Consider the following 24,481-nt stretch of genomic DNA (forward strand, 5'->3'; position numbering starts at 1 on the left):
CCCGCCCACTGGGAGCCGTTTCACGTGAAACGGGACCACCCCTGCTCGGGGCCGGCCGCGCGGCGACTCGGGCCCAGCGAGCAGTGGCCCGCGCGTCGCCTGAGAGGGCCGCTGCCGGCCGCAAGGCCTCAGCGAGCACTCCCGGCTCACCCAACCGCCTGAGCCGCCCTCGTGGGCCGTAACGACCGAACTCATCCGGTCGGCAGGCCGCGTCGACGTCGAGGCAAGACCCAGCGAGCCGCGTCGGCGTGGGTTTCACGTGAAACGAGCCGTACGCGCGAGGGCCGCGCCTCCCTGGGGAGGCGCGGCCCTCGGACGGCGGGTCGCGGACGTCAGTCCTGCGACCCCTCCTCCTGTACGCCGATGATGCCGACGATGCGCTCCAGATCATCCACGGTGGCGAACTCGATGGTGATCTTGCCCTTGCTCCGACCGATGTCGACCTTCACCCGCGTGTCGAAGCGGTCCGAGAGGCGGTCGGCAAGATCCGACAGGGCGGGCGCGTGGGGCTTCGGTCGCCGCTTCGCGGCCTGCCCCTTCGCCGGGCCGTCGTTAAGTGTCAGAGCCACGATCTCCTCGGTGGCCCGCACCGACAGCCCTTCGGCGACGATCCGCAGCGCCAGCTGTTCCTGGGCGTCCGAGTCGTCGAGGCTGAGCAGTGCGCGGGCATGGCCGGCGGAGAGGACGCCGGCGGCGACCCGCCGCTGCACCTGGGCCGGCAGGTTGAGGAGTCGGATCGTGTTGGAGATCTGCGGGCGGCTGCGACCGATCCGACGGGCCAGCTCCTCGTGGGTGGCACCGAACTCCTCCAGCAACTGCTGGTACGCGGCGGCCTCCTCCAGCGGGTTCAGGTTGGCCCGGTGGATGTTCTCCAGCAGCGCGTCCCGGAGCATGGCGTCGTCCCGGGTGTCCCGGACGATGGCCGGGATGTTGTCCCGTCCCACCGCCTGGGCGGCCCGCCAACGGCGCTCGCCCATCACCAGCTCGTACTTCTCGTCGTCGAGCTGGCGCACCACGATCGGCTGGAGGAAGCCGACCTCCCGGATGGAGGTCTTCAGCTCCTCGAGCGCGTCCTCGTCGAAGACCTGGCGGGGCTGCTTCGGGTTCGGCATGATCGCGTCGACCGGAATCTCGGCGAACCGGGCGCCCGGGACGGGGCTGAGTACCGGCTCCGGCTGGTGAGCGGCGGCGCTTACCGGGGCCGTGTTGACGGCACTGGAGGGCGCACCCTCGTCAGCGTCGACGACACTGCCGTTCTCCGGCTCGGCAGTCACGGTGCCGGCGGCACCCGGCACGGGCCCGGTCGGGATGAGAGCCCCCAGGCCCCGCCCCAGACCGCCCCGAGGGCGGTTCTTCATGCCACGCCTCCCAGCGACTCGTCCCCACTACGCATTCCGGCCCACCGGCTCCTTGACGCCCCGTTCGGCGATCTCCTGGGCGGCCTCGAAGTAACTCGTGGCGCCCCGCGAACCGGGATCGTAGGTCATCACCGACTGGCCGTAGCTGGGTGCCTCCGACACCCGCACGTTGCGGGGGATGACCGCCTGGAGCACCTTGTCGCCGAAGTGGTTCCGGACGTCCTGCTCGACCGCATCCGCGAGGCGGGTACGGCGGTCGTACATGGTGAGCAGGATGGTGGAGACGTCGAGCTTCGGGTTGAGGTGTTGCCGCACCAGGTTGATGTTGTTGATCAGCTGGTTGAGGCCTTCCAGCGCGTAGTACTCGCACTGGATCGGGATCAGCACCTCCTGCGCGGCGACCAGGGCGTTGACCGTGAGCAGGCCGAGCGAGGGCGGGCAGTCGATGAAGACATAGTCAAACTGGCCCGGGTAGGCGGCGATGGCACGATCGAGACGCGACTCGCGGGCCACCACGGACACCAGCTCGATCTCCGCACCCGCGAGGTCGATCGTGGCCGGTACGCACCAGAGGTTGGGGATGCCCTCGACCGCCTGCGCCACCTCGGCCAGCGGGACGCTGTTGATCAGGCAGTCGTAGACGTCCGGGATGCCGGTGTGGTGGGGCACGTTCAGTCCGGTCGACGCGTTGCCCTGGGGGTCCAGATCGACAACGAGGACCCGATTGCCGTGCAGGGCGAGCGCCACCGCGAGGTTGACCGTGGTCGTGGTCTTACCCACGCCGCCCTTCTGGTTGGCGACGCACATGACCCGGGTCCGGTCCGGTCGAGGCATGGTCACCTCGCCACTGGGATTCAGGATCTGCACGGCGCGCATCGCCTCCATAGCCAACGGTGGGTCATCCTCTTCGCGCGTCGGGGTTTCACGTGAAACGTACGTGGGGTCGGACGCGACCGCCGCCAACGACTCGGCCGATGCGACCGGTACGTCGGGAAGCACCGGCGCGGCGTCGCGCGCCGCTGTGGCGGTTTGCTGGTGGGGTACAGCGGGCTCGAACCGCACCGCCGCAGCTCGGTTCCGCCGACCGGGTGTCTGCCGTACGTCGGCGGCATTGGCGGGTCGGCTCGGTCCGTCGGCCGCCCGACGACCGGCCGTCGACTCCGGCCCTTCGGTCGGAGCCACTGCCTCGTCCGGTGCGGTGAAAACATCGTCGTTCACCGGAACGGCCGCTCCGGGAGACCAGCTCGGGTAGTCGGTTTCACGTGAAACAGGGTCGCTGGTTGACCCGGTCACGCGTGGATCGTCGTACCTGCCGTCGTCATGCACCTGTCATCCCTGCCCGCTTCGGATGGTCGGTCCGCGCCCCGGTCAACTTGGCCACATCCGCTCTCGCACCCCGGAGCGTACGGCCCCTCGGGAGCGGTCGGAGTCCGCGACGTCCGTCGGCCGCTCCACATTATCGACGCGCGGCCAGCCTACGGCGGACGGGCGTGGCCGGTCCACGTCGGGTTCTCATCCCCTCGTCCATCCGTACCGATACAACGAGGCAACCCGCCGACCGGACGCCCGATGGCGCGGTGGTCAGCGGCGGCGAGCCCGCCCGCCGCGCGAGCGCTTACTCGCCGCCGGTCGGGCCGCGCCGACCATCCGCTCCCGCACGATCTCCACCACCGTGGTGGGCGGGTCGATGACGCCGACACCGCAGAGGTGCACGGTCGCCTCCCCGCCGCCGAGACGCTCCACGACGGTGGCGTGCTCCTCGATCTCGGCGGCCGCCGACGATCCCTTGAGGGCCAGCAGTCGACCGCCGCGTACGGCGAGCGGCAGGCACCAGGTGGCCAGTCGGTCCAACGGCGCGACGGCCCGGGCGGTCACCACGTCACCGCTGATCGGGTCCCGGCCGCTCGACCCGCTGGCGGCCTCGTCGGCGCGACCCCGGAACACCCGCACCGATCGGGTCAGGCCGAGCCGTTCCACGACCTCGATGAGGAACGACGTCCGCCGGGCGAGTGGCTCGATCAGTGTGACCGTCAGGTCGGGACGCGCGATGGCCAGCACCAGGCCGGGCAGCCCTGCGCCGGAGCCCACGTCGAGCACGCTCGCGTCGGTGGGGATGCGCTCGACCACGGCGGCACAGTTGAGAAGGTGCCGGTCCCAGATCCGGGGTGCCTCGCGCGGACCGATCAGACCGCGCACCACCCCGTCGGTGGCGAGTAGTTCGGCGTACGCGGCGGCGAGGTCGAGCCGATCACCGAAGAGGGTCAACGCGGCCGGAGCCAGTTCGGGCGGCAACGCGGCATCGACCGGCGACGGGCTTCCGTTGCCTGCCTCGTCGTCACGCCGGACAGGGGACGGCCCGGACGGCGTACCGCCCGGGCCGGTCACGGCATCAGCCGCGGTGTCGTCGTGGGTCAACGGAGTCAGTCCGCCGGCCGTACGACGATGCGGCGGTTCGGCTCGACACCCTCCGACTCGCTCGCCACGCCGGCCATGGCGTTGACCACGTCGTGGACGCACTTGCGCTCGAACGCGTTCATCGCCTCCAGGCGCACGGGCTCGCCGTACTCCTTCACCTTCTCGACGGCGTTCTTGGCGACGGCGGCGAGTTCCTTGCGACGGTTCGCCCGGTAGCCACCGACGTCCAGCAGCAGGCGGCTCGGCGTACCGGTCTGCCGGAAGACGGCGAGCCGGGTCAACTCCTGGAGTGCCTCCAGGGTGGCGCCACGCTGGCCGACCAGGTTCTGCAACCGGGAGCCGACCACCTCGACGACGGGACGGCCGCCGGCCACCAGCTCGTCGATGTCGCCGTCGTAGTCGAGGATGTCGAGCAGCCCCTCGACGTAGTCGGCCGCGATCTCGCTCTGCCGGAACAGGTCGCTTTCGCCCGTGCTCTTCTTCCCACGACCACCGGCCGGGGCCTCGGTGTCGTCGTCGGTCTCGGTGTCGTCGCCGTCCACGTCCAGCGTCGCGGTCTCCTCCTCGTCCAGGGACTGGTCGGCGCGGGGGATGCTGGTCTCGGTCACGGTGTCATCTCCGTACTCGCTCGGCCGGACCGTCGGGTCCGCTGGTTTCCCGGGGCCGGCGGGAGGTCGCCGGTGCCCACGGGCACGTCTGTACGGGCAGTGTCGCCCGTGACCGCGCCGCGCGCGGCCGGTTCCGCCCGGCGCCGGCCGTACGGCGGCTGCTCGGTGCGGGGCCTGGGCCGTCGCCGGTCTCCCGGCGACGGCCGCACGCGGTCAGCCCTGCCGCTTGGCGGGGCGGCTCTTCTTCGGGTTGGCGGGCTTGGCACCCGGCTTCGGGCCCGCCACCTTCGGCGCGGCAGCCTTGACGGGCGCGGCCGGGGCGGCCTTGCCCCGCCCGAAGAGCCCACCCGACTTGGCGGGCTGCACCGGGTTGCGGCTGGCCGCGGGGGCGGTGGCCTTCTTGGCGGTCACCGGCGGCGGGAACTTCCGCAGCACCCACTGCTGCTGGCCGAGGGTGAAGAGGTTGTTCGTGACCCAGTAGATGATCACACCGATCGGGAAGATCGCGCCGGAGATCAGCAGCGAGGCCGGGATGCCGTAGAGCATCAGGCGCTGGATCATCCGCTGCTGCGGGTCCTCGGCCCAGCCGGTCTTGAGGATCATCTGACGGCTGGTCAGGTAGGTGGTCGTGATCATGACCAGCACCAGGACACCAGCGATGATCTTGACGGTGCTGCCGTTCGCACCGAGGCGGGCCAGTTCGTCGGCGGTCGAGCCGAACTTGCCGGCGATCGGGGCGGTGAAGAGCTTCGCCTGCGAGGCGCTCTCGAACTGGTCGACGGTCCAGCCGTAGAGCGTCTTGCCCCTGTTCGCCGGATCAAGTCGCTTGAGCACGTGGAAGAGGCCCAGGAAGACCGGGATCTGGAGGAACATCGGAAGGCAGCCCATCAGGGGGTTGGCCTTTTCCTTCCGGTACAGCTCCATCATTTCTTTCTGGAGCGTCTCCCGGTCACCCTTGTGCTTCTCCTGCAGCTCCTTGACCTTGGGCTGCAGCGCCTGCATCGCCCGCTGGGACTTGATCTGCTTGACGAAGACCGGGAACAGGATGACCCGGACGGTGACCACCAGGAAGACGATGGCCAGGATCCAGGCGAAGTTCGTACCGACCACCGCGCCGACCGGCACCCCGATGGCGTCCCACGCCGAGTGCCAGGTCAGCAGGATCCACGAAATCGCGTAGTAGATCCAGTCGAGACTCAGACTCAATTCGGGGCTCCAGTCACATCGACACGGCGGCGACCGCCCGGCTCCGGAACCGGGTCATGTCCACCAGGGTGAAAGGGGTGGCAGCGCAGCAACCGCCGGACCGCCAGCACGACCCCCCGGAACGCGCCGTGCCGCACGAGCGCCTCCTGGGCGTACGCGCTGCACGACGGGTAGAACCGGCAGCGTGCCGGCAGTGCCGGACTTATCCACCGACGGTACGCGATGATGGGCGCGATCAGCACCTTGGCACCGGTCGACGTCGGGCGGGTGGCGGTCGGACCGGCGTTCACCGGGGCCGCCTCTCCCGAGGTGACCGGGCAACCGCGATGGCGGCGTCCAGGTCGGTGGTGAGCCGGGCGTACGACGCCTCGGCCGCGGCGGGCAGTGCCCGGACGACCAGGGTGCTGCCGTCGGGCAGCGCGCCCAGCCGTTCCCGGGCCAGCGCTCGGAGGCGACGCCGGACCTTGTTACGGACCACCGCGTTGCCGACCGCCTTGGATACGACGAAACCGGCGCGGGCCGGGGCGGAGGATTGCTCCGCCCCAGACGCCCACGCCGGCTTCGGCGAGGTCGTTGTGCTGTGGTCGGTGGCCGGCGGCATGGTCAGGTGGACCACGACGGCCCCTCGGCCGACGCGTCGGCCACCACGAACCGCTGCGGCGAAGTCAGTGCTGCGCCGCAGTCGCTGTGCGGCGGCCAGCACGACTGCCCACGTCCCCCGGACCGGCCCGGTCGGCTCAGGCCGACAGGGTGGTGCGACCCTTGGCGCGACGGCTCGACAGAATGGCACGGCCGGCACGGGTGCGCATGCGCAGCCGGAAGCCGTGGGTCTTCGCGCGCCGGCGGTTGTTCGGCTGGTAGGTGCGCTTGCTCACGTCAGGCTCTCCGTTTTCGTACGCGCCCCGCGCGACGGGATCGCCGGGGTCGTGGGGTGGTCCAGGCCACCTCGACGATGGCCACCGTTCGGTGCTGCCCTGCGGTTCGGGACCGGCGATGCGGGGAAACGACCGCGGACAGCAAGCACCCATCACCCTAGCAGAGGGCGAGAGAGCAGCCGCTCCAGCCTACGCAGGGGTGCAATGACCGTCAAACATCCACAGCGAGGAGGTCGGGACGCGCCCGGGACCGAAGGGGCGGTTTTCGCTGATGCCGACAAGGTCGCTGGGGCGTCGCCGGTTGATGGCGCAGGGACAACGCTGTTACCGTGCCCGATTGCGGTGAGCGTCGGATGCTCCGGTCGTCGCGCGCAGGCAAGACCGGACACGCTGGTGAATCGTTCGGCACGGTGAACCCGCTTCAGCGGCCGTCCAGGCAGGGGCAGGTCCCGCGCCCGGCGGGCGGCCACAATCGGTCGGTGCACAGGCTGTGGATAACCTGTGGACGAGCGCTGGTCAGTTGTCCGGGTGGGTGATGTTCCACCCGTGCACGCGGCGGGCCCGGGACGGGCGGCTGGCAGACAGCGGCGGCCGGGAGCAGAGGCGAGGGGGTGGCACGACGGTGGCCGGTACGACCGACCTTGCCGCGGTGTGGTTGGCGGCGACCGACGAGCTCGCCGACGAGATCATCTCTGCTCAGCAGCGCGCCTACCTCCGGTTGACCCGGCTGCGGGCGATCGTCGAGGACACCGCGCTGCTCTCGGTGCCGGACGCGTTCACCCGGGATGTGATCGAGTCGCGGCTCCGCCCGGCGATCACCGAGGCGCTGACCCGCCGGCTCGGCCGGCCGATCCAGGTCGCCGTGACCGTGCGGGTGGCCGAGGACGCCACCGGCCGCCCGGCCGGCACCGTCTACCGCAGCACCCCGGAGCCCGGGCCACTCGACGTCGACCAGCCGCCCGCGGGTCCGCGGGCGGACGAGTACGCCGGACGGTCCCTGACCGACGACGCCCTGGGTGAGCAGCCGCGGTTGCCCGAGACCGCCGTACCGCCGGCGCCGACAGGCCCGCCCCCCGCGACGACGGTGGACGGACACCGGCCCGGATTGATCCCGGCCAGCCGCGACGGGCAGGAGGCGCTGTTCAGCGCGGCCTTCGTCGAACCGATGCGGTCGTCCCGGCCTGCGCCCGAACGGCGGGGGTACGACGAGCAGGCGGCCCGCCTCGACCCGCCCGGCCCCGACACCCGGCCGTACGAGCCCCGCTACCGCGAGGACGCCACGTCCCCCCGGGACCAGCATGTGATCCGTCCCCTACCCCGCGACGGCGGAACGGACAGCGGCCCGGGTCGCAGCGGGATGGAGCACCGCCCCGGGGGGCGCGACGAGCGCCGACTGCCCGGCGCCGACACCGGTGGCAACCGGCTGAACCCGAAGTACATGTTCGAGACGTTCGTCATCGGCTCGTCCAACCGGTTCGCCCACGCGGCGAGCGTGGCGGTGGCCGAGTCGCCGGCGAAGGCGTACAACCCGCTGTTCATCTACGGCAGCTCCGGGTTGGGCAAGACGCACCTGCTGCACGCCATCGGGCACTACGCCACGACGCTCGGCAACGCCCGGTCGGTGCGGTACGTCTCGACCGAGGAGTTCACCAACGACTTCATCAACTCGCTCCGGGACGACAAGACCAGCGCGTTCCAGCGGCGCTACCGCGACGTCGACATCCTGCTGATCGACGACATCCAGTTCCTGGAGAACCGCGAGCGCACGCAAGAGGAGTTCTTCCACACCTTCAACACCCTGCACAACGCCAACAAGCAGATCGTGATCACGTCCGACCGGTCGCCGAAGCAGTTGGCGACGTTGGAGGACCGGCTGCGGACGCGCTTCGAGTGGGGTCTGCTGGCCGACATCCAGCCGCCGGACCTGGAGACGCGGATCGCGATCCTGCAGAAGAAGGCGGCACAGGAGCGCCTCTACGCCCCGCCGGACGTGCTGGAGTTCATCGCCTCCCGGGTCTCGAACTCGATCCGGGAGTTGGAGGGCGCGCTGATCCGGGTGACCGCGTTCGCCAGCCTCACCCGCTCGACCGTGGAGTTGTCGCTCGCCGAGGAGGTGCTGCGGGACTTCATCCCGGACGGCGCCGGCCCGGAGATCACGGCGGACCAGATCATGGTCTCCACGGCCGACTATTTCGGCGTGAGCCTGGAGGATCTGCGCGGCCAGTCCCGCTCCCGCGTCCTGGTCAACGCCCGCCAGGTCGCCATGTACCTGTGCCGGGAGCTGACCGAGTTGTCGTTGCCGAGGATCGGGCAGGCCTTCGGTGGCCGAGACCACACCACGGTCATGCACGCGGACCGCAAGATCCGCCAGCAGATGGCCGAGCGGCGCTCGCTCTACAACCAGATCGCCGAGCTGACCAACCGGATCAAGCAGAACACCTGAGGGGTACGACGCCGCGCGACTCCCGGGACACGCCCGGCCGGATTTCCGGTCGGGCGTTCTTCTTTGGGCGTCCGGCCGCCTCGATCCCCGGTGGACGGCGCTCGTACCGCCTCCCGACGAGAGCTTCGGCTTGACCCTCGACATGGTGTAGGCCACAGGATCGGTGCCGTGTCCACCTCGAAGCTCACTCGTTGTCCACAACTCGTTATCCACCGTCGGTGGATAACTACGTTCGGTCCCGCGTCGGTTACCCACAGGCTGTGGAGAAACCCTGTGTACGACGTTGTGGACGCCTGGGGACAACGTCGAGGTTATCCACCGATGATCGTCGAGGTATGTACGAGCTGTTGAAGGTTCTGGGGACAACGGCAATGGTGATCTTCTCGGCCGTCCACAACCCTGGGGAGAAAGTCGGTGGATTACCGGTGGACAACCGGTGGACAACGGTGGACAACCGGCCCGCGTCGCCGGGTTGTGGACGACCGGCGCGGTTTCACACCCGGTTCTCCACAGCCAACTCACCGGTGGATAACCTGTCTGAGCTGCGCAGACCCGAGTTCTCCACAGTTTGCACAGGTGCGATGAAGACGATGGGTTATCTCTTCTAAGAGAACAAAAACCAATCATCACCGTTGGGCTTTCTGTGGATCGGGCCGAACGCTGCCGGACAGGCCGGTCAGCATCGACACGATCCATGGGGTCGGGCGCACAGCCGATGTCCCCGCGCCCTAAGGTGCGATGGACACCCGCACGGTCGGGCGGGACGGTAGGCAGCGGTCGGCATGAGAGAGTTGTCGCTGACGTCGACGCGGAGGCATTGATGAAGTTCCGAGTGGAGCGCGACGCGCTCGCCGAGGCCGTGGCGTGGACCGCGAAGAGCCTGCCCAACCGGCCGTCCGTACCGGTGCTCGCCGGGGTGATGCTCCGCGTCACCGACGGCAACCTGCGGGTCTCCGGTTTCGACTACGAGGTCTCCAGCCAGGTGACCGTCGAGGTGCAGGGTGACGCCGACGGCGCCGCGCTGGTCTCCGGCCGCCTGCTCGCCGAGATCACCAAGGCGCTGCCGGCCAAGCCGGTCGACATCGCCGCGGTCGGCGCCCACCTCGAGCTGGTCTGCGGCAGCGCGCGGTTCACCCTGCCCACCATGCCGGTGGAGGACTACCCCGCCCTGCCCGAGATGCCGCAGAGCGCCGGCACCGTCGACGCCGCGGCCTTCGCCACGGCGGTCGCCCAGGTGGCCATCGCCGCCGGCCGTGACGAGACGCTGCCGATGATGACCGGCGTCCGCGTCGAGCTCTCCGGCAGCACGCTGTCGATGCTCGCCACCGACCGGTACCGGCTGGCGCTGCGCGAGATCCAGTGGCGACCCGACGACCCCGAGGTCAGCATCAACGCGCTGGTCCCGGCCCGCACCCTGAACGACACCGCCAAGGCGCTCGGCCCGCTGGGCGGCGAGGTCACCCTCGCCCTCGCCCAGGGCGCGGCGGGTGAGGGCATGGTCGGCCTCGCGGGTGGCACCCGTCGCACCACGAGCCGGTTGCTCGACGGTGCCAACTACCCGCCGGTGCGCTCACTCTTCCCGGCCACCCACAACGCCGAGGCGCGGGTGTCGGTGAGCACGCTGATCGAGGTGGTCAAGCGGGTCGCCCTGGTGGCCGAGCGCACCACGCCGGTGCTGCTCAGTTTCAGCGCCGACGGCCTGGTGGTCGAGGCCGGCGGGTCCGAGGAGGCACGGGCGAGCGAGGCGATGGAGGCCACCTTCACCGGTGACCCGCTCACCATCGGCTTCAACCCCCAGTACCTCATCGACGGCCTCGCAAACCTCGGTGCGCAGACCGCGATGCTCTCGTTCGTCGACGCTTTCAAGCCGGCGGTGATCTCACCCGCTGGCGAGGATGGTGAGGTCATTCCGGGGTATCGGTACCTCATCATGCCGATCCGCGTCTCTCGCTGATCGGCCCAGCAACACCAGATCCACGGAGGTAGGAACAAATGCAGCTCGGCCTGGTAGGACTCGGCCGGATGGGCGGCAACATGCGCGAGCGGTTGCGGGCTGCCGGCCACGAAGTGGTCGGATTCGATCACAACCCGCAGCTGAGCGACGCGGCTAACCTCGCCGAGCTGGCACAGAAGCTCGAATCGCCGCGTGCCGTATGGGTCATGGTGCCCGCCGGCGTCACCGATGCCACGATCGACGAACTCGCCGAGGTGCTCGGCGACGGCGACATCATCATCGACGGCGGGAACTCCCGCTTCAGCGACGACGCTCCCCGTGCCGAGCGGCTGAACGCGCGCGGTATCGGTTACGTGGACGTCGGCGTCTCCGGGGGCGTCTGGGGCCGGCAGAACGGCTACGGCCTGATGGTCGGCGGCGCCCAGGAGCACGTCGACCGGCTCATGCCGATCTTCGAGGCGCTCAAGCCGGAGGGCGAGTTCGGCTTCGTGCACGCCGGCCCGGTGGGCGCCGGCCACTATTCGAAGATGGTGCACAACGGCATCGAGTACGGCCTCATGCACGCCTACGCCGAGGGCTACGAGCTGCTGACCGCCTCCGAGCTGGTGACCAACGTCCCCGGCGTGTTCAAGTCGTGGCGCGAGGGCACCGTCGTCCGCTCCTGGCTGCTCGACCTGCTGGATCGGGCTCTCGACGAGGATCCGGAGCTGGCCGACCTGAGCGGCTACACCGAGGACACCGGCGAGGGGCGCTGGACGGTCGACGAGGCGGTTCGGCTCGCCGTACCGCTGAACGTCATCACCGCCTCCCTGTTCGCCCGGTTCCAGTCGCGACAGGACGACTCGCCCGCCATGAAGGCCGTTGCCGCGCTGCGCCAGCAGTTCGGCGGCCACGCCGTCCACAAGCGCTGAGCGGTATCCACAACCTGTGTACGTCCGCCGACTGGAACTGGTCGACTTCCGCTCGTACGAGCGGGTCGCCGTCGACCTCCAGCCGGGGGCGAACGTCCTGATCGGCGCCAACGGCGTCGGCAAGACCAACCTCGTCGAGGCGCTCGGTTACGTGGCGACCCTGGACTCGCACCGGGTCGCCACGGACGCGCCACTGGTCCGGATGGGCGCCTCCTCGGCGGTGATCCGCTGCGCGGTCGTCCACGACGGGCGGGAACTCCTGGTCGAGCTGGAGATCGTGCCGGGGCGGGCCAACCGCGCCCGACTGGGCCGATCTCCCGCCCGGCGGGCGCGCGACGTGCTCGGGGCGCTGCGGCTGGTGCTGTTCGCGCCGGAGGACCTGGAGCTGGTCCGCGGCGATCCGTCCGAACGTCGCCGCTACCTCGACGATCTCCTGGTCAACCGGCAACCCCGTTACGCGGGTGTCCGGGCCGACTACGAGCGGGTGGTCAAGCAGCGCAACGCCCTGCTGCGCACCGCCTACCTCGCCCGCAAGACCGGCGGCTCCCGGGGCGGCGACCTGGGGACCCTCGCGGTGTGGGACACCCACCTGGCCCAGCACGGCGCGGAACTGCTCGCCGGCCGGCTGGAACTGGTCGCCGCGCTCACCCCGCACGTCGCCAAGGCGTACGACGCGGTGGCCGCCGGCCGGGGCGCGGCCGGCATCACCTACCGGCCGTCGGTCGACCTGACCGAACCGACCACCGACCGGGCCACGCTCGCCGAGGCGCTCACCACCGCGCTCGCCGCCTCGCGGGCCGCCGAGATCGAACGGGGCACCACGCTCGTCGGGCCACACCGTGACGAGCTGGCCCTGTCGCTCGGCCCGCTGCCGGCCAAGGGGTACGCGAGCCACGGCGAATCCTGGTCGTTCGCGCTCGCGCTGCGACTCGCCGGGTACGACCTGTTGCGCGCCGACGGCATCGAACCGGTCCTGGTGCTCGACGACGTCTTCGCCGAGTTGGACGCCGGCCGTCGGGAACGGCTGGCGGAACTGGTCGGCGGGGCGAGCCAACTGCTGGTCACCTGTGCCGTCGACGACGACGTTCCGGCCGCGTTGCGGGGCACCCGCTACCAGGTCGGCGAGGGGACGGTACGGCATGTCGGATGAGCCGGAGAACCGGTCGGCGCGCGCCAGGTCCACCGGCAGCGGCCCTCAGGCCGGGGACGCTGCCGGTGGGCGTACCCCCCAGGCCGGGGCGACCGACGGGCAGCCGGCGGGGCCCAGCGGCCCGGAACTGGCGCGGGCGGTGCTCGACGCCGCGCTGTCCCGCCGACAGGCGGCAGCGCGCACCCGGCGTACCCCCGGCGGTGGCACCGAGGGCACCGGCGGCTCGGGACGGCGGCTGCGTGGCTACTCGGGCCCCGGGCCCGACCCGCGCGACCCGCAGCTTCTGGGCGCGGTGCTGAACCGGTTGGTGAAGGCGCGCGGCTGGCAGCAGCCGGCGGCCGAGGCCACCGTGTTCGGCGCGTGGGAGCGGGTGGTCGGCGCGGAGGTGGCCCAGCACAGCCGGCCGGTCAAGCTGGAGGACGGCGAGTTGACCGTGGAGGCCCGATCGACGGCGTGGGCCACGCAGCTCCGGCTGCTGGCCGGCTCGCTGCTCAAGCAGATCGCCCAGGAGGTCGGCCACAACGTGGTGCGCAAGCTGCACATCCACGGCCCGGCCGCGCCGTCGTGGCAGAAGGGCCCACGCCGGGTGCGCGGGCGGGGACCGCGCGACACGTACGGCTGAGCCGGCCCGCTCAGCGCCGCCGACCGGCCTCCCGGGCCGCACGCTTTCGCTCGCGCTGCTCCTGCGTGTAGCGCTTGCGCTCGGCCAGGTCACGTTTCCACGCCTCGCGGGCGGCCGTCGAACCGCCCTGCACCGCGCCCTGCACACCGTCGGCCGGCCCGGCGAAGTGCCGGAAGGCCCAGCTCAGGAGTCGACCACCCTCACCCGGTTCTCTGCTGGTGGCGCCGTCCTCGCTCATCTGCCGGTCCCTCCCGCGCTGTCACCATCAAGTTGCCACACAAATGGTTGGTGCACCAACGATCGGTACGATAGTTGCCGTGCGCGAGGAGAGCAACCGATGAGCGACCAACCGCAGAGCACCGATCCGCTGGCGCTGGAGCAGCAGGTCTGCTTCGCCCTGTCGGTCGCGGCACGCAGCGTGGTGGCCGTCTACCGGCCCCTGCTGGAGCCGATGGGCCTGACCCACCCGCAGTACCTGGTGATGCTGGCGCTCTGGCAGCACGCCCCGCTGTCCGGCCGCGACCTCAGCCGCCTGTTGCAGCTCGACCCGGGCACCCTGTCACCCCTGCTCAAGCGGCTGGAAGCGGCCGGCTACCTGCGCCGCGAACGGGACGCCGCCGACGAGCGCAGCCTCGCCGTCACCCTCACCGTCAGCGGCGTGGCCCTGCGCGCCCAGGCCGAGCGGATCCCGGCCGCGATCGTCCAGCGCCTCGGACTGCCCGTCGAGGACCTGCAACACCTGCACGCGGCGCTCACCCAGGTGATCGCCGCGGCCAACCGTCCCGCCGCCCCGGAGGTTCAGGCGTCGGCGTAGACCGCGAAGCCGCGTTCGGCGCACCGCCGGTAGAACGCCGCCAGCACGCCCAGCTCCGCACAGGTGAAATTCCACTGCGGCGGATCACCGCTCTCGTCGCGCAACGCGTCGAGCCGGGTGTCCAGCCAGCGCAGCTGCTGCTCCGCCAGCCGACCGTCGCCGAGCAGCGCCCGCAGCACGGTGCTCACCGAGTCGAAGGTGACCGTCTCGCCGTACTCCCGGTGCCCGGCCACGAACCGTTCGATGCCACCGGCGATCCAGGCACAGCCGTCCGGGTCGATCACCGGGTCCTCGTCCTCGGCTGCGGCATCTGTGGCGTACAACACACCTTCGAGCCCGAGCAGGAGGTCCACCAGCTCGGTGTACGCGGTCGCCCGGACGGTGCCGGTCTTCGCGATCAGCTCGGCCAGCGCCGCCGTCGGCGCGGAGATCCGTGGCAGGTCGACGATCTCGCCGAAGTCGACGAACTCGGCCGGCGCCACCGGATCGTAGAAGCGGCCGGTCCGCGGCCACTGCACCGCGACGTTGTCCAGCCCCATCTGTCACCTCTTAGAGAGCACGTGTCGGGTCGATCGGGTCGATCGTCCCGGTTCCGACCGGTAAAGATCAAGGCCGCTACCCGGGGCGCCGCAAACGTACGGCACGGACGATCCGACCGCGACCCCCGACCCGCCCGAGCGCGGGTCAACCTGTCCGGCGGCGGCGCGTGCGAACAGGGTGTGGCGTGTGGGGGGAGTCGAGGGTAATGGGGTTCTGCCGGCTACGGACATCTCAGCCGCCTCGTTGAGGGTGCCGAGTGGTGGTTCTGTCCCCCACGCACAGTAGGATTGACAGCGAGACGAAGACTCGGTGCGGACGAGCGACGGGGCCGGTGGCCCCAGGTCATTCTCCACTCCGGGTCGAGCCGATCGCGATCCGCGGGCGACCGCGGCGACCGGCGCGTTCGACCCGCTGTCCGGAGGTCTCCGGCACCGGTCCACGCGCCGACGTCGCGTCCTGTCCCGCCGAACCCGCGCCCGACGCGCCCCACCGGCGCCGACGACGCGAGAAAGTGGCCGAGGGTGGCAGCGCAGGACAAGCAGGAGTACGGCGCAGAGTCGATCACCGTTCTCGAAGGTCTGGAGGCGGTCCGCAAGCGGCCCGGTATGTACATCGGGTCCACCGGCGAACGCGGTCTGCACCACCTCGTCTGGGAGGTCGTCGACAACGCGGTCGACGAGGCTCTCGCCGGATACTGCGACACCATCGACGTGGTGCTGCTCGCCGACGGCGGCGTCCGGGTCACCGACAACGGCCGAGGCTTCCCCGTCGACCTGCACCCCAAGCTCAAGAAGCCGGGTGTCGAGGTCGCGTTGACCGTGCTGCACGCGGGCGGCAAGTTCGACGGCAAGGCGTACGCGGTCTCCGGCGGTCTGCACGGCGTCGGCGTCTCCGTGGTGAACGCGCTCTCCACCAAGATGGCCGTGGAAATCCACAAGTCCGGTTTCGTGTGGCGGCAGCAGTACCACAACTCCAAGCCCACCGAGCTGGAGAAGGGCGAGACCACCGACCGCACCGGCTCGGCCGTCTCCTTCTGGCCGGACGCCGACGTCTTCGAGACCGTCGACTTCGACTTCCAGACCATCTACCGGCGCCTCCAGGAGATGGCCTTCCTCACCCGCGGCCTCAGCATCCACCTGCTCGACGAGCGGGCCGCCGAGGGCGAGGACGGCAAGCCCCGTGAGGTCACCTTCCGGTACGACGGCGGTATCGCCGACTTCGTCCGGCACCTCAACGCCTCCAAGAACCCCATCCACAAGACGGTGGTGGAGTTCGGGGCCGAGGAGGAGGGCATGTCCCTCGAGATCGCCATGCAGTGGAACGAGTCGTACGGCGAGTCGGTCTACACCTTCGCCAACAACATCAACACCCACGAGGGCGGCACCCACGAGGAGGGCTTCCGCTCCGCGCTGACCAGCGTGGTCAACCGCTACGGTGCCGACAAGAAGCTGCTCAAGGGTGACGAGAAGCTCTCCGGTGAGGACATCCGTGAAGGGCTCGCGGCGATCATCTCGGTCAAGCTCACCAACCCGCAGTTCGAGGGTCAGACCAAGACCAAGCTCGGCAACACCCCGGTGAAGAGCTTCGTGCAGCGGGTCTGCAACGACCGGCTGGTCGACTGGTTCGACCGCAACCCGGCCGAAGCCAAGATGATCATCCAGAAGGCGTCCCAGGCGGCCCGCGCCCGTATCGCCGCGCAGCAGGCCCGCAAGCTGGCCCGGCGCAAGTCGCTGCTCGAGTCCGGCTCGATGCCCGGCAAGCTGGCCGACTGCCAGTCCACCGATCCGCGCGAGTCCGAGGTCTTCATCGTCGAGGGCGACTCGGCCGGCGGCTCGGCCAAGCAGGGCCGCGACCCGCGCACCCAGGCGATCCTGCCGATCCGCGGCAAGATCCTCAACGTGGAGAAGGCCCGGATCGACCGGGTCCTCAAGAACAACGAGGTCCAGGCGCTGATCACCGCGCTCGGCACCGGCATCCACGACGACTTCGACATCGAGAAGCTGCGGTACCACAAGATCGTGCTGATGGCCGACGCGGACGTCGACGGCCAGCACATCCAGACGCTGCTGCTCACCCTGCTGTTCCGCTTCATGCGTCCGCTGGTCGAGCTGGGGCACGTCTACCTGGCCGCCCCGCCGCTCTACAAGATCAAGTGGAACAAGAAGGGCGACGACGCGCAGTACGCCTACTCCGACCGGGAGCGGGACGGGCTCATCGCGCTGCGCCAGCAGAAGAAGGCCAACGCCAAGCCGGACGACATCCAGCGGTTCAAGGGTCTCGGCGAGATGAACTATCCCGAGCTGTGGGAGACCACGATGAACCCGGCGACCCGCACCCTGCGGCAGGTCACGCTCGACGACGCTGCAACCGCAGACGAGTTGTTCAGCGTCCTGATGGGTGAGGACGTCGAAGCCCGCCGGTCGTTCATCCAGCGCAATGCCAAGGATGTGCGGTTCCTGGACATCTGACGGACGTCGACGGGCCAGCCGGGCAGGACTTGGCTGGCCCGCCGGTCCACAGAGTTATCCACAGCTTGACGGCTATCCACAGCCGTTATCCACAGCACGAAAACGACTCTGAGTCTGATAAGGGTATACAGTGACCGATTCCCCCGAGTCCACACCGAACGAGCCCGAGGTCCCCACCGAGGCCATCGCCGCGGTGGTCGCGCACGACCGGATCGAACCGGTCGGGCTCGAGGTGGAGATGCAGCGCTCCTACCTCGACTACGCGATGAGCGTCATCGTCGGGCGCGCGCTGCCGGACGTCCGGGACGGGCTCAAGCCGGTCCACCGCAAGATCCTCTACGCCATGTTCGACTCCGGCTACCGGCCGGACCGCGGCTACGTGAAGTGCTCCCGCGTCGTCGGCGACGTGATGGGCCAGTTCCATCCGCACGGCGACTCGGCGATCTACGACGCGCTGGTCCGGATGGCGCAGCCGTGGTCGCTGCGCTACCCGCTGGTCGACGGCAACGGCAACTTCGGCTCGCCGGGCAACGACCCGGCTGCCGCCATGAGATATACCGAATGCAAGCTCGACCCGCTGGCCATGGAGATGCTGCGGGACATCGACGAGGACACCGTCGACCTGCAGGACAACTACGACGGTCGGGCCAAGGAGCCCACCATCCTGCCGTCGCGGATCCCCAATCTGCTGGTGAACGGCTCCGAAGGCATCGCGGTCGGCATGGCCACCAAGATCCCGCCGCACAACCTGCGCGAGATCGGCGCGGCGGTGCAGTGGTGCCTGGAGCACCCGGAGGAGGACGAGGAGACCACCCTCGAAGCCCTGCTCGGCATCGTCAAGGGCCCGGACTTCCCGACGCACGGTCTGATCGTCGGCACGACGGCGATCCAGGACGCGTACCGCACGGGTCGGGGCTCGATCCGAATGCGGGCCGTGGTGGAGGTCGAGGAGGACAAGCGGGGTCGTCCCTGCCTGGTCGTCAGCGAGCTGCCCTACCAGGTGAACCCGGACAATCTCGCCGAGCGGATCGCCGAGCTGATCAAGGAGGGCAAGCTCGCCGGTATCGCCGACATCCGCGACGAGTCCTCCGGGCGTACCGGCATGCGGATCGTGCTCGTGCTCAAGCGTGACGCGGTCGCCAAGGTGGTCCTGAACAACCTCTACAAGCACACGCAGCTTCAGGAGACGTTCGGCGCCAACATGCTGGCGCTCGTCGACGGGGTGCCGCGCACGCTCAACCTGGCGCAGTTCATCCGGTACTACGTCGAGCACCAGATCGACGTGATCCGTCGGCGGACGGCGTTCCGGCTGCGCAAGGCCGAGGAGCGGGCGCACATCCTGCGCGGTCTGTCCAAGGCGCTGGACGCCCTGGACGAGGTGATCGCGTTGATTCGGCGGTCGCCGACCGTGGACGACGCCCGGCAGGGCCTGATCCGGCTGCTGGAGATCGACGAGATCCAGGCGACCGCGATCCTGGACATGCAGCTTCGTCGCCTCGCGGCTCTGGAGCGGCAGCGGATCCTCGACGACCTGGCCAAGCTCGAGCTTGAGATCGCCGACCTTAAGGACATCCTCGCGAAGCCGGAGCGGCAGCGGCGGATCGTCTCGGAGGAGCTGGGCGAGATCGTCGCGAAGTGGGGCGACGATCGGCGTACGCAGATCATCCCGTTCGACGGCGAGGTCTCGATGGAGGACCTCATCGCCCGGGAGGACGTGGTCGTGACGATCACCCGGACGGGGTACGCCAAGCGGACGAAGGTCGACCTGTACCGCTCGCAGCGGCGGGGCGGTAAGGGCGTCAGTGGTGCCACGCTGCGGCAGGACGACATCGTCAGCCACTTCTTCGTATGCTCGACCCACGACTGGATCTTGTTCTTCACGAACAAGGGCCGGGTGTACCGGGCCAAGGCGTACGAGTTGCCGGAAGCCAGTAGGGTAGCCAAGGGCCAACACGTGGCCAATCTGCTCGCCTTCCAACCGGATGAGCAGATCGCGCAGATCATCGAAATCCCGGACTACCAGGTAGCCCCCTATCTGGTACTGGCCACGAAGAACGGCCTGGTGAAGAAGACGCGGCTCGAGGAGTTCGACTCCAACCGTTCCGGCGGCATCATCGCGATCAACCTGCGCGATGAGGACGAGCTGGTCGGTGCTGCGCTGGTGGCGCCGGAGAACGACCTGTTGCTGGTCTCGAAGAAGGCGCAGGCGATCCGGTTCAACGCCTCGGACGAGGCGTTGCGGCCGATGGGTCGGGCCACCTCGGGCGTGATCGGCATGCGCTTCACGGACGACGATGTCCTACTCGCCATGGAGGTCGTCCGGGAGGGTCTGGACGTCCTGGTGGCCACGAACGGGGGATACGCGAAACGTACCCCGATCGAGGAATACCCGGTGCAGGGCCGGGGAGGTAAGGGCGTGCTGACTGCGAAGATCACCGAACGGCGCGGTGGTCTGGTCGGTGCGGTGGTGATCGACCCGGACGACGAGTTGTTCGCGATCACCAGCAACGGTGGTGTCATCCGGACTCCGGTGAAGCCTGTACGCCGTACGCGTGACCGGAACACAATGGGGGTCAAGCTGATGGACCTCCCGGACGGCGTGACTATCGTGGCGATTGCTCGCAATGCCGACGAGCCTGACGAACAGGACTAGTTGAATGACGGAGACACAGGCGAAGTCGGGGAACACGGGGACCTCGGCCAACCCGGTCGACGAGGAGACCGCCAAGGGCGGCACACCAGCGACCGGCCGCGCGGCCGTGGGCCGGGCCACGGTTCCCGCCGACGCGCCTGCCCCGAAATTCACCCGGGCTCCCGGCATGGCACCCCCGCCGGAGCAGCCCGGTGAGGACGCGGGATCGGGTGACACCAAGGCCGACAAGTCGGCCGGCGAGGCTTCGACGTCCACCGGGGCGGCCCCCACGGCGGCCGCCCCGAACCCGGCGCGTCCGACGACCACGCAGCCGATCAGCACCCGACCCGGTCAGGCGACGTCGACCGGGGCTACCGGCACGCAGCCCCGGATCACACCGGGCATGACGCCGCCGGATCCGGGGCGTACGTCCACCGGTGGTCGCCCCGCGAGCGGTGGAGGTCTGCCGCCGGGGATCGGCAACGCGTCCGCCGTCGGCGCTGCCCGGGTCGGTGAGGCCGTCCGCGCCGCGCGTACGTCCGTCAGCTCGGCGGCGTCCCGTGGGCCGCGTCGGGCCCGGCTGAACCTCAAGCGGATCGACCCCTGGTCCGTGATGAAGTTCGCGTTCGCCGTGTCGGTGGTGCTGTTCATCGTCGTGGTGGTCGCCACGTCGGTGCTCTACCTGGCGCTGGACGCGATGGGCGTGTTCCAGAGCGTGAACGACAGCCTCAGCGACCTGGTCAACGCGGGTGGCGGGCAGAGCACCAGCGGGTTCCAGATCACCGCCAAGGGCGTGATCCTCAGCTCGGCGCTGATCGGCCTGGTCAACGTGGTGCTGTTCACCGCGCTGGCCACGCTGGGCGCGTTCGTCTACAACGTCTGCGCCGACCTGGTCGGCGGGATCGAGTTGACGCTCGCCGAGCGGGACTGAGTGTGACCGGGGCGTCGGGGCCTCCGCGGAATGCGGTCGCTCCGACGCCCCGTACTCAGGTAGGTTTTGCGGGCGTCGACGACCCGGATCGCGCAGTCGGACCCCGATTTGGGGCTGGCGCAGCGGATGGGTTAATCTTGCTCGTCGCTACGCGGGGCTATAGCTCAGTCGGTTAGAGCGCAGAGCTGATAACTCTGAGGTCGATGGTTCGATTCCATCTAGCCCCACCGCACATGGTCCGACGGTAGTCGAGCGCAAGGGGTTGCCCCATGTTCAAGAAGCTGCTGATCCTGGCCGGCGTCGTCGGCGTGGCTGCCGTCGTCTTCAACAAGGTCAAGGCCGCCAACGACGAGCGCGCCCTCTGGCACGAGGCGACCACCGCGCCCGACCTGCGCTGACATCGGGCTGGCGGCGAGCCAGTCGCCGTCATTTGCGGGGCCCTAGCTCAACTGGCAGAGCACTGCCTTTGCAAGGCAGGGGTTAGGGGTTCGAGTCCCCTGGGCTCCACCAGCGCTTTCTTCGGCTGATCCCGGCCGGCTGTACGGCCGAGCGGTCACGCCGTGCGGTTCACTCTTTCCGATGCGCTACGGTGCTCGCTGTGATCAGGCAAACCATGGCGGCCGCTGTCGACAAGCCGGGCGAGGTCGAAGCGGCTGAGGCTTGGTTGAACGCCAACCGGGACGCTCTGACCTACGCCAAAGAGGAAGGCGGCTGCGGCTGCTGCGTCCGGGCCTGGCAGTTGGAAGGGCCTGCCGAGCTGTTGGCGACGATCCCCTACGAGATCTCGGCTTCCTCCGACTGGGATACGGCCTAGCCACTCCCACAGTGGATCATCGCCCAGGCTGCCTCGTCATGGAGACGGCGGAGCGCCCCTACGCGCTCATCGGGGTGCTCGACCGTGGCGGGATCACCGAGTTGCTGGAACCGGGTCGGCCGTCGTACGCCTGACTGTCCGCTCCGGAGGCCGCAATAGGTGCCTGAACTGCGAAAAGACGCGCCCGGACCGACACTTCGTCGGGCCGGGCGCGTCCGGATCGAGCTACGCGACGAAGCGGGAACGGCGACGGCGTGCGATCACGAAGCTCGCGCCGCCGACGAGCAGAAGCGCGCCGCCGATGCCGGCCACGGTCGCGGTGTCGGCACCGGTGACGGGCAGTCCACCGCCGCCGCCGGCAGCGACCGGGCTGGTGGAAGTGGCCGCGCTCGGCGCGACGGTGGACGTCGCGCTCGCCGTGGGCGTGGGCTGGGTCGTCGGCGACGTCGACGGCGTCGGGGTGGGCTGCGCCGCGCAGTCGAGCGCACGGGCGGCGTACAGGCCCTCGTTCAGGTAGGCCAGGTAAGAGTCGACGCCTGCGGCGTCGAGCGTCTTCTGAGCGGCCTCATACACCTTGGGGCCGGCGCCGGTCATCGTCTGCCCCACCTTGATCTGCAGATCGATGGCCCAGACGGCCTGCGCGTCGTTCTTGAGCCAGGCACGCAGATCCTCCGAGGTGCCGTCCAGCCGCTTCTGAACGACGTCGGGGAGGGTGGGCAGGGCTTCGTTGTTCGCGGCGAACAGGATCCGGTTGGTCAGCAGCCGGAGCTGGCTGACATTGGCGGTGTCCAGGTCGAAGGTGAACAGCTTGCGGATGTCCGTGAACGTCTTGCGCTCGACCGTCTGGCAGTTCTGGTCGAGCCCCGGCGACGCGCTCTGTGCCATGGCCGGTGCCGCCGGAACCATGAAGGCCAGGGCTATCGCGATGCCGGCCGGGATCTTGCCTCGCATGTGGATCGTCCTCCCCGTTGTAGATCAAAGCCTGGGGATACTACCGCCAATGGACGTGGCGCATGACCCCGCGTTTACCGGGACCGGAGGCGGGGATCCGCGAACGTGCGCATTGATGTGAACGAACCGAACTCGGCGGAGAAATTCTGGGAAGGAATGCGGGAGGTGGCCGCTGCCGCTACGCGGCACCAGGACGACGACCTGTACAGAGCGATCGTCAAGATTGGCAGATCCGCGCTGGCTCAGGGCGTGGAGCTGGTGCCATCCTGCGGCTTCTTTCTTTCCTGTCCCGTGTGTAGTGCCGGGTCGGGGCAGCGCTGCATCAATTCGCCAGGTCACCCCCTGGGTGACGACAGACTCCACCCGGAACGCGTCGAGCTGGCCGAGAGGACGATACGGGGGGAGGTGCCGCTCCCCGGGCCGCTCCGGTGACGACGTGTCGGATCGGGCGTCGTCCATGTCAGGAGCGGGAGTGCCGTCCGCGCGTCAACCGTTGAAAGCGCGGACCGGCCCAGAGCCACAGGAGTGACACCGTCAGTCCGGCGGCCCCCATGGCGACGATGACCCACCGGGGCAGCTCCGTGTTGACCGGCTTCGGCAGGCACCGGTCCGGGCTGTAGTCGACGGTGAGTTGCTGGTGCAGCGGCGGTAGCCGCCGGTCGGGAAACGACCGTTCGTAGATGCCGCAGGTGGTGGGCCCGTCGACTGCGTCGACACGTAACAGCACGTAGGGGCCGTCGGAGGTCCGGGCCGGTTCCACCGCGACCACCGTCGCCGGCGTCAGGACGCCGAAGGGCGGGGGTGGCTCGCGGTCGTCGGTGACACCCATCAGTATCAGCAGGCCGCAGGGGAGCAGCAGCGCCAGCGGAAGGGATGGCCAGACCTTCGGACGGGTCCCGTTGGCCAGGAACGACGGCATGGCGCTGAGGTTAGTCAGCGGGATCAATGACGGCGGAGGTCACGGAACGAGGGGTGCCGTCTCGCCGCGCGCGATGGTGCGTACCTGCCTGACCCAGCCCCGACGGCGAGCCTCGTCGACGAAGTGCGCCAGTGGTGAGCGGAAGACCGGGTAGTCGTCGTAGTGGATCGGCACGGTCAGCTTTGGACGTATCAGCTCCACCAGGTCGGCGCCCTGCCGGGCGTCCATGGTGAGCAGGATTCCGGCGACCTTCGTGCCGCCGAGGTGGATCAGCATCGCGTCGATGTCCGGGTAGCGTTCCGCGATCGGGGCGAGCAGCGGTCGGTTGAGCGTGTCGCCGGTGACGTACAGCCGGAACTCGCGCCGCCCGGCGCGTTCCACGTCGATCATCGTGCCCATCACGTCGGGCAGTAGCCGGTCCAGGAGGCCCGGCCCGTGCTTGCCGGGCATCGAGGTCAGGCGCACCGTCGTACCGTCGCGGTGCAGCTCCCGTGACGACCAGGTCGACAGGCCGTCGGCGACCCGGAAACCCCAGCGTCGCAGCTTGCTTTCGGCGGCGGGCGTGGTGACGATCGGCAGCTCGCGGTCGAGTTCCCGGCGGGCCACCCGGTCGAAGTGGTCGCCGTGCAGGTGGGACAGGACCACGGCGTCCAGGTGGGGAAGCTGGGCGATCCGCAGCGCCGGGTCCGTGCGGCGGCGCGACCACAGACCCTTACCGAGGTACGCCCGTTGACCCCGGTGCAGGAAGTTCGGGTCGGTGAGCAGGGTGAACCCGCCGATCCGTAACACCGTCGTCGCGGTGCCGACGAACGTCACCTGGGGATCGTCGACCATCATGCCCACCTCCTTGGACATCCCCGTACCCCCGAC

The 24,481-nt window shown here is 69.6% G+C and carries 26 protein-coding genes and 2 tRNA genes; 15 read left to right on the plus strand and 13 right to left on the minus strand.

Annotated features, from left to right (window positions below):
* Positions 1 to 332: 332 nt before the first annotated feature.
* The 8 genes from ACN269_RS19735 to rpmH all read right to left on the minus strand — a co-directional run bounded on the left by ACN269_RS19735 (position 333) and on the right by rpmH (position 6,462).
* Positions 333 to 1,358, minus strand: a complete 1,026-nt coding sequence (locus ACN269_RS19735) for a ParB/RepB/Spo0J family partition protein (protein ID WP_421473812.1) — start codon at positions 1,356 to 1,358, stop codon at positions 333 to 335.
* 27 nt (positions 1,359 to 1,385) lie between these two features.
* A complete protein-coding gene (locus tag ACN269_RS19740; protein WP_421476443.1) occupies positions 1,386 to 2,420 on the minus strand; it encodes a ParA family protein in 1,035 nt (344 codons plus the stop codon).
* Positions 2,421 to 2,939: 519 nt separating this feature from the next.
* Complete coding sequence (gene rsmG, locus ACN269_RS19745; protein WP_421476444.1) at positions 2,940 to 3,638, minus strand: 16S rRNA (guanine(527)-N(7))-methyltransferase RsmG; 699 nt, start codon at positions 3,636 to 3,638, stop codon at positions 2,940 to 2,942.
* Positions 3,639 to 3,778: 140 nt separating this feature from the next.
* Positions 3,779 to 4,381 (minus strand): protein jag, encoded by a 603-nt coding sequence (locus ACN269_RS19750; protein WP_421473813.1) that lies wholly within the window; start codon positions 4,379 to 4,381, stop codon positions 3,779 to 3,781.
* A gap of 213 nt (positions 4,382 to 4,594) precedes the next feature.
* The gene (gene yidC / locus ACN269_RS19755; protein ID WP_421476445.1) at positions 4,595 to 5,581 is read right to left on the minus strand and encodes a membrane protein insertase YidC; all 987 of its coding nucleotides are present in this window, start codon (positions 5,579 to 5,581) and stop codon (positions 4,595 to 4,597) included.
* Positions 5,582 to 5,583: 2 nt separating this feature from the next.
* A complete protein-coding gene (yidD, locus tag ACN269_RS19760; RefSeq protein ID WP_421476447.1) occupies positions 5,584 to 5,829 on the minus strand; it encodes a membrane protein insertion efficiency factor YidD in 246 nt (81 codons plus the stop codon).
* A gap of 44 nt (positions 5,830 to 5,873) precedes the next feature.
* Positions 5,874 to 6,290 carry a ribonuclease P protein component gene (gene rnpA / locus ACN269_RS19765; protein ID WP_421473814.1) on the minus strand — a complete coding sequence of 139 codons (417 nt, stop codon included), beginning with the start codon at positions 6,288 to 6,290 and terminating at the stop codon, positions 5,874 to 5,876.
* Positions 6,291 to 6,324: 34 nt separating this feature from the next.
* The gene (gene rpmH, locus ACN269_RS19770; RefSeq protein WP_007453904.1) at positions 6,325 to 6,462 is read right to left on the minus strand and encodes a 50S ribosomal protein L34; all 138 of its coding nucleotides are present in this window, start codon (positions 6,460 to 6,462) and stop codon (positions 6,325 to 6,327) included.
* A gap of 622 nt (positions 6,463 to 7,084) precedes the next feature.
* Here rpmH and dnaA point away from each other — a divergent pair.
* From dnaA to ACN269_RS19800, 6 genes are all read left to right on the plus strand, one after another.
* Entirely contained in the window at positions 7,085 to 8,905 is a 1,821-nt protein-coding gene (gene dnaA, locus ACN269_RS19775; RefSeq protein ID WP_421473815.1) for a chromosomal replication initiator protein DnaA, read from the plus strand.
* A 335-nt stretch (positions 8,906 to 9,240) separates the two neighbouring features.
* On the plus strand, positions 9,241 to 9,513 hold the full coding sequence (locus ACN269_RS19780) for a hypothetical protein (protein ID WP_421473816.1): 273 nt from the start codon (positions 9,241 to 9,243) through the stop codon (positions 9,511 to 9,513).
* A 212-nt stretch (positions 9,514 to 9,725) separates the two neighbouring features.
* Positions 9,726 to 10,859, plus strand: coding sequence for a DNA polymerase III subunit beta (gene dnaN / locus ACN269_RS19785; protein WP_355048570.1), 1,134 nt, complete (start codon positions 9,726 to 9,728; stop codon positions 10,857 to 10,859).
* 38 nt (positions 10,860 to 10,897) lie between these two features.
* Entirely contained in the window at positions 10,898 to 11,770 is an 873-nt protein-coding gene (gnd, locus tag ACN269_RS19790) for a phosphogluconate dehydrogenase (NAD(+)-dependent, decarboxylating) (protein WP_421473817.1), read from the plus strand.
* A gap of 16 nt (positions 11,771 to 11,786) precedes the next feature.
* Positions 11,787 to 12,920: a DNA replication/repair protein RecF gene (recF, locus tag ACN269_RS19795; protein WP_421473818.1), complete on the plus strand. Its 1,134-nt coding sequence runs from the start codon at positions 11,787 to 11,789 to the stop codon at positions 12,918 to 12,920.
* Positions 12,910 to 13,542, plus strand: a complete 633-nt coding sequence (locus tag ACN269_RS19800; RefSeq protein ID WP_421473819.1) for a DUF721 domain-containing protein — start codon at positions 12,910 to 12,912, stop codon at positions 13,540 to 13,542. The genes recF and ACN269_RS19800 overlap by 11 nt, the downstream gene beginning before the upstream one ends.
* 10 nt (positions 13,543 to 13,552) lie before the next feature.
* Here the strand turns inward: ACN269_RS19800 and ACN269_RS19805 are convergent, their stop codons facing one another.
* The gene (locus ACN269_RS19805) at positions 13,553 to 13,780 is read right to left on the minus strand and encodes a hypothetical protein (RefSeq protein ID WP_421473820.1); all 228 of its coding nucleotides are present in this window, start codon (positions 13,778 to 13,780) and stop codon (positions 13,553 to 13,555) included.
* Between the two features lie 99 nt (positions 13,781 to 13,879).
* Between ACN269_RS19805 and ACN269_RS19810 the strand changes: the two genes are divergently transcribed.
* The gene (locus ACN269_RS19810; protein WP_421473821.1) at positions 13,880 to 14,356 is read left to right on the plus strand and encodes a MarR family winged helix-turn-helix transcriptional regulator; all 477 of its coding nucleotides are present in this window, start codon (positions 13,880 to 13,882) and stop codon (positions 14,354 to 14,356) included.
* On the opposite strand, the gene ACN269_RS19815 is transcribed toward ACN269_RS19810, so the two are convergent.
* Positions 14,341 to 14,895: a hypothetical protein gene (locus ACN269_RS19815; RefSeq protein WP_396803546.1), complete on the minus strand. Its 555-nt coding sequence runs from the start codon at positions 14,893 to 14,895 to the stop codon at positions 14,341 to 14,343. The genes ACN269_RS19810 and ACN269_RS19815 overlap by 16 nt on opposite strands.
* Positions 14,896 to 15,417: 522 nt before the next feature.
* Here ACN269_RS19815 and gyrB point away from each other — a divergent pair.
* The 7 genes from gyrB (at position 15,418) to ACN269_RS19850 (ending at position 21,741) form a co-directional block, all read left to right on the plus strand.
* On the plus strand, positions 15,418 to 17,364 hold the full coding sequence (gyrB, locus tag ACN269_RS19820; protein WP_421473822.1) for a DNA topoisomerase (ATP-hydrolyzing) subunit B: 1,947 nt from the start codon (positions 15,418 to 15,420) through the stop codon (positions 17,362 to 17,364).
* Between the two features lie 130 nt (positions 17,365 to 17,494).
* Complete coding sequence (gene gyrA / locus ACN269_RS19825) at positions 17,495 to 20,017, plus strand: DNA gyrase subunit A (protein ID WP_421473823.1); 2,523 nt, start codon at positions 17,495 to 17,497, stop codon at positions 20,015 to 20,017.
* Between the two features lie 4 nt (positions 20,018 to 20,021).
* Positions 20,022 to 20,927, plus strand: coding sequence for a DUF3566 domain-containing protein (locus tag ACN269_RS19830; protein WP_421473824.1), 906 nt, complete (start codon positions 20,022 to 20,024; stop codon positions 20,925 to 20,927).
* A gap of 153 nt (positions 20,928 to 21,080) precedes the next feature.
* Positions 21,081 to 21,154 (plus strand) — tRNA-Ile (locus ACN269_RS19835).
* A gap of 42 nt (positions 21,155 to 21,196) precedes the next feature.
* Entirely contained in the window at positions 21,197 to 21,325 is a 129-nt protein-coding gene (locus tag ACN269_RS19840; protein ID WP_007453934.1) for a DLW-39 family protein, read from the plus strand.
* Between the two features lie 36 nt (positions 21,326 to 21,361).
* A tRNA-Ala gene (locus tag ACN269_RS19845) sits at positions 21,362 to 21,437 on the plus strand.
* An 88-nt stretch (positions 21,438 to 21,525) separates the two neighbouring features.
* Positions 21,526 to 21,741, plus strand: coding sequence for a hypothetical protein (locus ACN269_RS19850; RefSeq protein ID WP_421473825.1), 216 nt, complete (start codon positions 21,526 to 21,528; stop codon positions 21,739 to 21,741).
* Between the two features lie 225 nt (positions 21,742 to 21,966).
* Here ACN269_RS19850 and ACN269_RS19855 read toward each other — a convergent pair whose 3' ends face one another.
* Positions 21,967 to 22,692, minus strand: a complete 726-nt coding sequence (locus ACN269_RS19855) for an LPXTG cell wall anchor domain-containing protein (RefSeq protein ID WP_421473826.1) — start codon at positions 22,690 to 22,692, stop codon at positions 21,967 to 21,969.
* 156 nt (positions 22,693 to 22,848) lie between these two features.
* Here ACN269_RS19855 and ACN269_RS19860 point away from each other — a divergent pair, with 156 nt between their 5' ends.
* Positions 22,849 to 23,124, plus strand: coding sequence for a zinc finger domain-containing protein (locus ACN269_RS19860; RefSeq protein WP_421476449.1), 276 nt, complete (start codon positions 22,849 to 22,851; stop codon positions 23,122 to 23,124).
* A 28-nt stretch (positions 23,125 to 23,152) separates the two neighbouring features.
* Here the strand turns inward: ACN269_RS19860 and ACN269_RS19865 are convergent, their stop codons facing one another.
* Both ACN269_RS19865 and ACN269_RS19870 read right to left on the minus strand, forming a co-directional pair.
* Positions 23,153 to 23,611 carry a hypothetical protein gene (locus ACN269_RS19865; protein WP_421473827.1) on the minus strand — a complete coding sequence of 153 codons (459 nt, stop codon included), beginning with the start codon at positions 23,609 to 23,611 and terminating at the stop codon, positions 23,153 to 23,155.
* Positions 23,612 to 23,650: 39 nt separating this feature from the next.
* Positions 23,651 to 24,466 (minus strand): MBL fold metallo-hydrolase, encoded by an 816-nt coding sequence (locus ACN269_RS19870; RefSeq protein WP_421473828.1) that lies wholly within the window; start codon positions 24,464 to 24,466, stop codon positions 23,651 to 23,653.
* Positions 24,467 to 24,481: the final 15 nt, after the last annotated feature.

This window comes from Micromonospora sp. WMMD736, from assembly GCF_049179015.1.
GTDB lineage: Bacteria > Actinomycetota > Actinomycetes > Mycobacteriales > Micromonosporaceae > Micromonospora.

Excerpts from the sequence above, each read along its gene's own strand:
- ACN269_RS19830 (WP_421473824.1), top strand. The coding sequence starts at position 20,022 with ATGACGGAGACACAGGCGAAGTCGGGGAACACGGGGACCTCGGCCAAC.
- dnaN (WP_355048570.1), top strand. The coding sequence starts at position 9,726 with ATGAAGTTCCGAGTGGAGCGCGACGCGCTCGCCGAGGCCGTGGCGTGG.
- ACN269_RS19800 (WP_421473819.1), top strand. The coding sequence starts at position 12,910 with ATGTCGGATGAGCCGGAGAACCGGTCGGCGCGCGCCAGGTCCACCGGC.
- gnd (WP_421473817.1), top strand. The coding sequence starts at position 10,898 with ATGCAGCTCGGCCTGGTAGGACTCGGCCGGATGGGCGGCAACATGCGC.
- ACN269_RS19805 (WP_421473820.1), bottom strand. The coding sequence starts at position 13,780 with ATGAGCGAGGACGGCGCCACCAGCAGAGAACCGGGTGAGGGTGGTCGA.
- ACN269_RS19840 (WP_007453934.1), top strand. The coding sequence starts at position 21,197 with ATGTTCAAGAAGCTGCTGATCCTGGCCGGCGTCGTCGGCGTGGCTGCC.
- ACN269_RS19865 (WP_421473827.1), bottom strand. The coding sequence starts at position 23,611 with ATGCCGTCGTTCCTGGCCAACGGGACCCGTCCGAAGGTCTGGCCATCC.
- ACN269_RS19860 (WP_421476449.1), top strand. The coding sequence starts at position 22,849 with ATGCGGGAGGTGGCCGCTGCCGCTACGCGGCACCAGGACGACGACCTG.
- ACN269_RS19735 (WP_421473812.1), bottom strand. The coding sequence starts at position 1,358 with ATGAAGAACCGCCCTCGGGGCGGTCTGGGGCGGGGCCTGGGGGCTCTC.
- ACN269_RS19810 (WP_421473821.1), top strand. The coding sequence starts at position 13,880 with ATGAGCGACCAACCGCAGAGCACCGATCCGCTGGCGCTGGAGCAGCAG.
- ACN269_RS19870 (WP_421473828.1), bottom strand. The coding sequence starts at position 24,466 with ATGTCCAAGGAGGTGGGCATGATGGTCGACGATCCCCAGGTGACGTTC.
- ACN269_RS19815 (WP_396803546.1), bottom strand. The coding sequence starts at position 14,895 with ATGGGGCTGGACAACGTCGCGGTGCAGTGGCCGCGGACCGGCCGCTTC.
- ACN269_RS19780 (WP_421473816.1), top strand. The coding sequence starts at position 9,241 with ATGTACGAGCTGTTGAAGGTTCTGGGGACAACGGCAATGGTGATCTTC.
- ACN269_RS19855 (WP_421473826.1), bottom strand. The coding sequence starts at position 22,692 with ATGCGAGGCAAGATCCCGGCCGGCATCGCGATAGCCCTGGCCTTCATG.